General features: G+C 63.0%; 1 protein-coding gene. It reads left to right on the forward strand.

Features of this window, described 5'->3' with window-relative positions; genetic code table 11:
* The first annotated feature begins 61 nt into the window (after positions 1–61).
* Positions 62–406 (forward strand): BA14K family protein, encoded by a 345-nt coding sequence (locus tag C7I85_RS30260; RefSeq protein ID WP_181257465.1) that lies wholly within the window; start codon positions 62–64, stop codon positions 404–406.
* Positions 407–611: the final 205 nt, after the last annotated feature.

The raw sequence follows: 611 nt of genomic DNA on the forward strand, positions 1-611 counted from the left end.
TTCCCCATAGCATTAATGCTTTACCCGCCGTCCGATGCGGGTCTGCGAGAAGGAGATTGTGATGATTAGTCCTCTCAAGACCACCGCTCTCGCCGCAGTTTTGGCTGCGACCACACTGACCGCATCCGCTCCACCGGCAAATGCCAACTGGTGGGGTTGGGGTTCCGGCTACACCGCCACGCAGCCGTTGGCTCCTCCCTCCGGCGCCTATGTCGGCACCGCACCGCTATACGCTCCGGGAAGAGCGGCAGCCATGCCGCTCTACGGCCCCGGCTACGTGACGACGGCGCTGCAGCCCTGGTCGCCCGAATGGTTCAACTACTGCCAGAACCGCTATCACACCTTCAATGCCAATACCGGGTACTTCATCGACTCCACTGGTCAGCCGCATTTCTGCGGCCGGTGACCGGCGCGCAGGTCCCTCGACCATACGGTCGGGGGGCCTCTCGAATAGGCACTTTCTGCTCAATCCCCCCAAAGCCAGCCCCTCAGATCAAACGCCAAAGATCGTCGGCGCCGGGCGTCATGCTGCCGCCTAGGCCCGCTTTCTGGCCATTTCCGTCCACGAGAACGCGACCGGAACATTCGGGGGGGTGCGACCGAAACGCTCC

This window comes from Pseudaminobacter soli (ex Li et al. 2025) (genome assembly GCF_003012705.1).
Taxonomy (GTDB): Bacteria; Pseudomonadota; Alphaproteobacteria; order Rhizobiales; family Rhizobiaceae; genus Pseudaminobacter; species Pseudaminobacter soli.